Origin of the sequence: Roseibium sp., assembly GCF_965232425.1 — a bacterium.
Lineage (GTDB): Bacteria > Pseudomonadota > Alphaproteobacteria > Rhizobiales > Stappiaceae > Roseibium.
Map to the genome: position 1 here is coordinate 1 of NZ_CBDDPR010000001.1, position 7,149 is coordinate 7,149.

A 7,149-nucleotide genomic window follows, 5' to 3' on the forward strand; every position below is an offset into this window, starting at 1 on the left:
ACACTGTTATTTCATGTTGGGGCAGGAGATTTTTATTTTATATTGGGCGAGGCATTTTTATTTTTTTGTTGGGGCAGGGCATTTTTATTTTACCTTGAGGCAAGGCCTTTTTATATTTTCTTGGAGCAGGGGCATTTTTATTTTATGTTGGGGCAGGTCATTTTTATTTTATGTTGGAGCAAGGAATTTCTATTTTATATTGGGGCAAGGCTTCTTTATTTTATGATGGGGCAGGGCATTTTTATTCTAAATTGGGGCAGGCCTTTTTTTCAATGCTGGGGCAGAGCAATTTTTTGTGAAATTGAAGACAATGACAAGAAGGGAAGAATAAAGATGAATAAGAAGATGCAGATGGAGAAGACAATGAAGAGGAAGAAAAAAAAGAGGAAGAGGAAGAGGAAGAGGAAGAGAGGAAGAGAGGAAGAGGAAGATGAAGATGAAGATGAAAGACAACAAGATCAAGATGCAGATAAAGGGCAAGAGAAAGAAGCAAGGCAAGAAGAAGAAGAAAATGAAGATGCAGAGGCAGAGGAAGATAAAGAGGAAGGAGAAAAGGAAAAGGAGAAGGCAGAGGAAGATAAAGATGAACATGAAGAGGCAGATGAAGATGAAGATAAAGAGGAAGAGGAAGGGGAACAGGAAGAGAAAGGGGAAAAAGAAGAGGAAGATATAGATGAAGGGGAAGAGTAAGGGCAAAAAAAAGAGGAAGAAGAAAATGAAGATGCAGAGGAACAGGAACATAAAGATGTTGAAGAAGATAAAGATGAAGAGGAAGAAGAAAAAGAAAAAGGAGAAGGAAGAGGACGAGGAAGGGGAAGAGGAAGAGGAAGAGGAAGAGGAAGAGGAAAAGAATAAGGCCAAGGACAAGGACAAGGCTAAGGACAAGGAAAAGGAAAAGGAGAAGGACAAGGACAAGGAAAAGGACAAAGACAAGGAGAAGGACAAGGACAAGGAAAAGGAAAATGAAAATAAAAAGGAACCAGAAGATGCAGACCATTGGACCGCTTTTTGACCATTGGACAAAAGTTGTTTTCTTTTTTGCAGTTGCTTGCTGTGCCCCTGGCCCTGCTGCTGCAAATTGTGTTGGAAGTAAAAAAAAAGCCAAACAAAAACAGCAACAAGTTCAAAAGAAAACAAACAAACACTTCAAAAGGTCGAGAAACAGGCAAGGCACAATGTGCAGATCTGAAGGAGCAGGCAAAGCAAGCAAATGCAAATGGAAAAAACAAAGAAAGAAAGAAAGGAACAAACTCAAGAAATTGACAAAGTCACAACTTGACAAATTGACAAACTTACAACTCACAAGCTGACAAATGACTGAAAAACTTTCAAATTGACAAAATTTATTGACAAAATGACAAATTCAAAAGCGACAAACTTATCAATTGGCCAAGTAAAAAATAAGCAAACTTACAAGTTGGCCAATTGAAAACAAGAAAAACCTGCAAATTGAACAAATCAAGGTCAGGGGCAGGGTCTTTTTTTTTTTGGTTGGGGCAAGGTATTTTTATTTTATGTTGGGGCAGGGCATTTTTATTGTATGTTGGGGCAGGGGCATTTTTATTTTATGTTGGGGCAGGGCCATTTTTATTTTATATTGGGGTAGGACATTTTCATTTTATGTTGAGGCAGGGCATTCTTGACTTTATGCTGGAGCAGGGCATTTCTATTTTATGTTGGAGCAGGATATTTTTATTTTATGTTGGGGCTGGGGCACTTTTATTTTATCTTGGGGCAAAGGCCTTTTTATTTTATGTTGGGGCAGGGCCATTTTTATTTTATCTTAGGGCAGGGCATTTTTATTTTATGTTGGGGTAGGACATTTTCATTTTATGTTGAGGCAGGGCATTCTAGTTTTTATGTTGGGATAGGTGCACTTTTATTTTATGTTGGGGCAAGGCATTTTTATTTTATCTTGAAGCAGGGAATTTTAGTTTTATGTTAGGGCAGTTTCACTTTTATTAGATGTTGGAACAGGGGTATTTTTATTTTGTGTTGGGGCAGGGCATTTTTATTTTTGAGTGGGACAAGATATTTTTATTTGAATTTGGAACAGGGCCTTTTTTAATTTAATTTGGAGCAGGGCATTTCTATTTTATGTTGGGATAGGGCCTTTTTATTTTATGTTGGGGCTGGGGCACTTTTATTTTATCTTGGGGCAAAGGCCTTTTTATTTTATGTTGGAGCAGGGCATTTTTATATTATCTTGGGGCAGGGGCCTTTTGATTTTATGTTAGGGCAGGTGCACTTTCATTTTATATTGGAGCAGGGTATTTTTATTTTTTATTGGGGCAGGGGCCTTTTGATTTTATGTTGGGGCAGGTGCACTTTTTATTTTATGTTGGAGCAGGGCATTTTTATTTTATGTTGGGGCAAGACATTTTTATTTTAATTTGGAGCAGGGCATTTTTAATTTAATTTGGAGCAGGGCATTTTTATTTTAATTTGGAGCAGGGTATTTTTAATTTAATAGTGGGGCAGGCCATTTTTTCAATGCTGGGGCAAAGCATTTTTTGTTGAAATGAAGAAGAAGAAAATGAAGATGCAGAGGCAGAGGAAGATGAAGAGGAAGGAGAAAAGGAAAAGGAGAAGGCAGAGGAAGACGAAGATAAAGATAAAGATGAAGAGGAAGGGGAACAGGAAGAGAAAGGGGAATAAGAAGAGGAAGATATAGATGAAGGGGAAGAGTAAGGGCAAAAAAAAGAGGAAGAAGAAAATGAAGATGCAGAGGAAGAGGAAGATAAAGATGTTGAAGAAGATAAAGATGAAGAGGAAGAAGAAAAAGAAAAGGAGAAGGAAGAGGAAGATGAAGAGGAAGAGGAAGAGGAAGAGGAAAAGAACAAGGAAAAGGACAAGGACAATGAATCAGAAGATGCAGATGCAGATGACAATCTGGATGAAAAGGAAGAGGAAGAGAAAGATGAAGAAGAAGATGCAGATGCAAATGACAATGGGGATGAAGAGGAAGAGGAAGATGAAAAAAAGATGCAGATGAAAAGGAAGGGGAAGGGGGAGAAGAAAATGAAGACGAAGAGGGAGATGAAGATAAAGATGAAGAGGAAGATGAAAAGGAAGATGAAGAGAAAGGGGAACAGGAAGAAAAAGGGGAAGAGGAAGAGGAAGATGTAGATGCAGTTGCAGGTGACAATGAAGATGAAGAGGAAAATGAAGTTGAAGATAAAGATTAAGAGAAAAAGGAAGAAGAAAATAAAGATCTTAATGAAGATGAAAAGGAAGAAGAAAAAGAAGATGCAGATGACAATGAAGATGATAATGAAGATGAAGATGCAGATGAAGAAGAAGAAAATGATGCAGATGAAGGGGAAGAGGAAGAGGAAGGGCAAAAAGAAGAGGAAGAAGAAAACAAAGATGAAGAGGAAGAGGAAAAGAAAGAGGAAGATGAAGATGAACAGGAAGATGAAGATAAAGATGAAAAGGAAGATGGAGGAGAGGATCAAGAAGAAGATGAAGAGAAAAGATTAAGATGCAGGTGAAGAGCAAGATGAAGAGGAAGAAAAAGATGAAGATCTTGATGAAGATGAAAGGGAAAAAGAACAGGAAGATGCAGATGACAATGAAGAGGAAGATGACAATGAAGATGAAGATACAGATGAAGAAGAAGAAATGATGCAGATGAAGGGGAAGAGGAAGAGGAAGGGCAAAAAGAAGAGGAAGAAGAAAACAAAGATGAAGAGGAAAATGAAGAGAAAGAGGAAAAGGAAGAGGAAGAGGAAAATGTAGATCTTAATGAAGATGAAAAGGAGGAAGAATAAGAAGATGCAGATGACAATGAAGATGAAGATGCAGATGAAGAAGAAGAAACTGATGCAGATGAAGGGGAAGAGGAAGAGGAAGGGCAAAAAGAAGAGGAAGAAGAAAACAAAGATGAAGAGGAAGAGAAAGAGGAAAAGGAAGAGGAACAAGAAGATGAAGGTGAAAAGGAAGATGGAGGAGAGGATCAAGAAGAAGATGAAGAAAAAAGATTAAGATGCATGTGAAGAGGAAGATGAAGAGAAAAAGGAAGAGGAAGAGGAAAATGTAGATCTTAATGAAGATGAAAAGGAGGAAGAATAAGAAGATGCAGATGACAATGAAGATGACAATGAAGATGAAGATGCAGACGAAGAAGAAGAAACTGATGCAGATGAAGGGGAAGAGGAAGAGGAAGGGCAAAAAGAAGAGGAAGAAGAAAACAAAGATGAAGAGGAAGAGAAAGAGGAAGATGAAGATGAGCAGGAAGATGAAGATGAAGGTGAAAAGGAAGATGGAGGAGGAAGAGGAAGAAGAAGAGGAAGAGGAAGGTGAAGAAACACGCATTGAGATAACAGAAGTCTATGGAGCAAATGCATTGAAATAACAAAAGTCCATGGAGAAAATGCATTGAGATAACAAAAGTCCATGGAAAAAATGCATTGAGATAAGAAAAGTCTATGGAGAAAATGGGAGAAGATGCATTCCACATAACAAATGTCCATGGAGAAGATGTGAGGGAAAAGATGTTGGACCGCTTTTTGTTTTCGAAGCAAAAAAAAACCAAACAAAAACAGCAACAAGTTCAAAAGAAAACAAACAAACACTTCAAAAGGTCGAAAAACAGGCAAGGCACAATGTGCAGATCTGAAGGAGCAGGCAAAGCAAGCAAATGCAAATGGACAAAACAAACAAAGAAAGAAAGGAACAAACTCAAGAAATTGACAAAGTCACAACTTGACAAATTGACAAACTTACAACTCACAAACTGACAAATAACTGAAAAACTTTCAAATTGACAAGTAAATTTATTGACAAAATGACAAATTCAAAAACGACAAACTTATCAATTGGCCAAGTAAAAAATAAGCAAACTTACAAATTGGCCAATTGAAAACAAGAAAAACCTACAAATTGAACAAATAAAAACCTTACAAACTGACAAGCTGACAAACTTACAAAGTGACCAACTCACAAACTCACAATTTGAGAAGTTGACCTTCCCACAAACCAACAACCCAGAAACTCACATCCAAATTGACTGGTCTACAACTGGCAAACTGAATAAACTGATATATTGAAAAATTGAGGAAGTGAGAAACTTAGCAAGTCGAGGGCTGGACAAAGAGACAAGTGACAATGAAAAAACGGACAAGTTGGCAAACAAACAAAGTGAAAAAGTGGCAAAATGAGGAACTCTTAAGTCAACAATTTGACAAACTGAAAAACAAAAAAGAAACAAACAAACAAACTGTCAAACCTAGAAGCTGACTAATGAAAAATTATGTGACAAATTGCAAAACATATACAAGTAACAAATGCCCAAATTAAAAAACTGACAAGTTGGCAGACTGACAAAATGACAAAATGGCAAAGTGACACACTGATTAGTCAACAAGTTGACATATTGAAAAACAACAAAGAAACAACAAAAACAAACAAACAAACAAATTGTCGAATGGAGAAGTCGACAAAAAATAAATTGTGACAAATTGCAAAACATAGAATTTGAGAAAAAAAGACAGTTGACATTTTGGGAAGTTGACACATTCATTATGCTGGAACACAAGTATTTGAATTTTGTGTTGGGGCAGGGCATTTTTATTTTTTGTTGGGGCAAGGCATTTTTATTTTTTGTTGGAGCAGGGTATTTTTATTTTACGCTGGAGCAGGGCATTTTTATTTTATGTTGGGGCAGGGCATTTTTATTTTATGTTGCAGCAGGGCATTTTTATTTTATCTTGGGGCAAGGCCTTTTTATTTTATGTTGGAGCAGGACATTTTTATTTTTTAATGGGGCAAGGCCTTTTTATTTTATGTTGGGACAGGGCATTTTTATTTTATGTTGGAACAGGCCATTTTTATTTTATCTTGGGGCAAGGCCTTTTTATTTTATGTTGGAGCAGGGCATTTTTATTTTTTGTTGAAGCAGGGCATTTTTATTTTATGTTGGGACAGGGCCATTTTTATTTTATGTTGGGGCAGGGCATTTTTATTTTTCGTTGGGGCAGGGCATTTAGATTTTATAATGGAACAGGCCATTTTTATTTTATCTTGGGGCAAGGCCTTTTTATTTTATGTTGGAGCAGGGCATTTTTATTTTTTATTGGGGCAGGGCATTTTTATTTTATGTTGGGGTAGGACATTTTCATTTTATGTTGAGGCAGGGCATTCTTGACTTTATGCTGGAGCAGGGCATTTCTATTTTATGTTGGAGCAGGATATTTTTATTTTATGTTGGGGCTGGGGCACTTTTATTTTATCTTGGGGCAAAGGCCTTTTTATTTTATGTTGGGGCAGGGCCATTTTTATTTTATCTTAGGGCAGGGCATTTTTATTTTATGTTGGGGTAGGACATTTTCATTTTATGTTGAGGCAGGGCATTCTAGTTTTTATGTTGGGGTAGGTGCACTTTTATTTTATGTTGGGGCAAGGCATTTTATTTTATCTTGAAGCAGGGAATTTTAGTTTTATGTTAGGGCAGGTATACTTTTATTGTATGTTGGAACAGGGGTATTTTTATTTTGTGTTGGGGCAGGGCATTTTTATTTTTTGTTGGGGCAAGATATCTTTATTTGAATTTGGAGCAGGGCATTTTTAATTTAATTTGGAGCAGGGCATTTCTATTTTATGTTGGGGTAGGTACACTTTTATTTGATGTTGGAGCAGGGCATTTTTATTTTATATTGGGGCAGGGGCCTTTTGATTTTATGGTAGGGCAGGTGCACTTTTTATTTTATGTTGGAGCAGCGCATTTTTATTTTAAGTTGGGGTAGGACATTTTCATTTTATGTCGAGGCAGGGCATTCTAGTTTTTATAATGGATAAGGGCATTTATATTTTATGTTGGGATAGGGCCTTTTTATTTTATGTTGGGGCTGGGGCACTTTTATTTGATCTTGGGGCAAAGGCCTTTTTATTTTATAGTGATCAAGGCATTTTTATTTGATGTTGGGGCAGGGTATTTTTTTGTTGTACTGGGGCAAGGCATTTTTATTTTTTATTGGAACAGGAAATTTTTATTTAATATTGGAATAGGGCATTTTTATTTAATAATGCAACAGGGCATTTTTATTTTATGTTGGGACAAGGCATTTTTATTTTATGTTGGATCAGGCCATTTTTATTTTATTTTGGGACAAGGTCTTTTTATTTTATGTTGGAACAGGACATTTTTAT

General features: G+C 36.6%; 13 protein-coding genes. All 13 read left to right on the forward strand.

Going from position 1 to position 7,149, the window contains the following annotated elements:
- On the forward strand, positions 1–690 hold a 690-nt coding region (locus ACO08A_RS00005), incomplete at its 5' end, for a hypothetical protein (protein ID WP_422036734.1).
- Entirely contained in the window at positions 674–1,012 is a 339-nt protein-coding gene (locus ACO08A_RS00010) for a hypothetical protein (RefSeq protein WP_422036735.1), read from the forward strand. The genes ACO08A_RS00005 and ACO08A_RS00010, both read left to right, overlap by 17 nt.
- Positions 1,009–1,263, forward strand: a complete 255-nt coding sequence (locus ACO08A_RS00015) for a hypothetical protein (protein WP_422036736.1) — start codon at positions 1,009–1,011, stop codon at positions 1,261–1,263. Before ACO08A_RS00010 ends, ACO08A_RS00015 begins: the two co-directional genes overlap by 4 nt.
- A gap of 162 nt (positions 1,264–1,425) precedes the next feature.
- Positions 1,426–1,818 carry a hypothetical protein gene (locus tag ACO08A_RS00020; RefSeq protein ID WP_422036737.1) on the forward strand — a complete coding sequence of 131 codons (393 nt, stop codon included), beginning with the start codon at positions 1,426–1,428 and terminating at the stop codon, positions 1,816–1,818.
- Positions 1,819–2,536: 718 nt separating this feature from the next.
- Positions 2,537–2,674 (forward strand): hypothetical protein, encoded by a 138-nt coding sequence (locus ACO08A_RS00025; RefSeq protein WP_422036738.1) that lies wholly within the window; start codon positions 2,537–2,539, stop codon positions 2,672–2,674.
- Entirely contained in the window at positions 2,675–2,995 is a 321-nt protein-coding gene (locus ACO08A_RS00030) for a hypothetical protein (RefSeq protein ID WP_422036739.1), read from the forward strand.
- On the forward strand, positions 2,992–3,129 hold the full coding sequence (locus ACO08A_RS00035) for a hypothetical protein (protein ID WP_422036740.1): 138 nt from the start codon (positions 2,992–2,994) through the stop codon (positions 3,127–3,129). Before ACO08A_RS00030 ends, ACO08A_RS00035 begins: the two co-directional genes overlap by 4 nt.
- Complete coding sequence (locus ACO08A_RS00040; RefSeq protein ID WP_422036741.1) at positions 3,130–3,483, forward strand: hypothetical protein; 354 nt, start codon at positions 3,130–3,132, stop codon at positions 3,481–3,483.
- Between the two features lie 300 nt (positions 3,484–3,783).
- Entirely contained in the window at positions 3,784–3,987 is a 204-nt protein-coding gene (locus tag ACO08A_RS00045) for a hypothetical protein (protein ID WP_422036742.1), read from the forward strand.
- A gap of 97 nt (positions 3,988–4,084) precedes the next feature.
- Positions 4,085–4,357 carry a hypothetical protein gene (locus ACO08A_RS00050; RefSeq protein WP_422036743.1) on the forward strand — a complete coding sequence of 91 codons (273 nt, stop codon included), beginning with the start codon at positions 4,085–4,087 and terminating at the stop codon, positions 4,355–4,357.
- Between the two features lie 73 nt (positions 4,358–4,430).
- Positions 4,431–4,742 (forward strand): hypothetical protein, encoded by a 312-nt coding sequence (locus ACO08A_RS00055; protein ID WP_422036744.1) that lies wholly within the window; start codon positions 4,431–4,433, stop codon positions 4,740–4,742.
- Between the two features lie 862 nt (positions 4,743–5,604).
- A complete protein-coding gene (locus ACO08A_RS00060; RefSeq protein WP_422036745.1) occupies positions 5,605–6,111 on the forward strand; it encodes a hypothetical protein in 507 nt (168 codons plus the stop codon).
- Positions 6,112–6,839: 728 nt separating this feature from the next.
- A partial coding sequence (locus ACO08A_RS00065; RefSeq protein ID WP_422036746.1) for a hypothetical protein occupies positions 6,840–7,149 on the forward strand: 310 nt, incomplete at its 3' end.

Excerpts from the sequence above, each read along its gene's own strand:
- ACO08A_RS00050 (WP_422036743.1), top strand. The coding sequence starts at position 4,085 with ATGACAATGAAGATGACAATGAAGATGAAGATGCAGACGAAGAAGAAG.
- ACO08A_RS00055 (WP_422036744.1), top strand. The coding sequence starts at position 4,431 with ATGGAGAAAATGGGAGAAGATGCATTCCACATAACAAATGTCCATGGA.
- ACO08A_RS00035 (WP_422036740.1), top strand. The coding sequence starts at position 2,992 with ATGAAAAGGAAGGGGAAGGGGGAGAAGAAAATGAAGACGAAGAGGGAG.
- ACO08A_RS00025 (WP_422036738.1), top strand. The coding sequence starts at position 2,537 with ATGAAGATGCAGAGGCAGAGGAAGATGAAGAGGAAGGAGAAAAGGAAA.
- ACO08A_RS00045 (WP_422036742.1), top strand. The coding sequence starts at position 3,784 with ATGACAATGAAGATGAAGATGCAGATGAAGAAGAAGAAACTGATGCAG.
- ACO08A_RS00010 (WP_422036735.1), top strand. The coding sequence starts at position 674 with ATGAAGGGGAAGAGTAAGGGCAAAAAAAAGAGGAAGAAGAAAATGAAG.
- ACO08A_RS00030 (WP_422036739.1), top strand. The coding sequence starts at position 2,675 with ATGAAGGGGAAGAGTAAGGGCAAAAAAAAGAGGAAGAAGAAAATGAAG.
- ACO08A_RS00040 (WP_422036741.1), top strand. The coding sequence starts at position 3,130 with ATGCAGTTGCAGGTGACAATGAAGATGAAGAGGAAAATGAAGTTGAAG.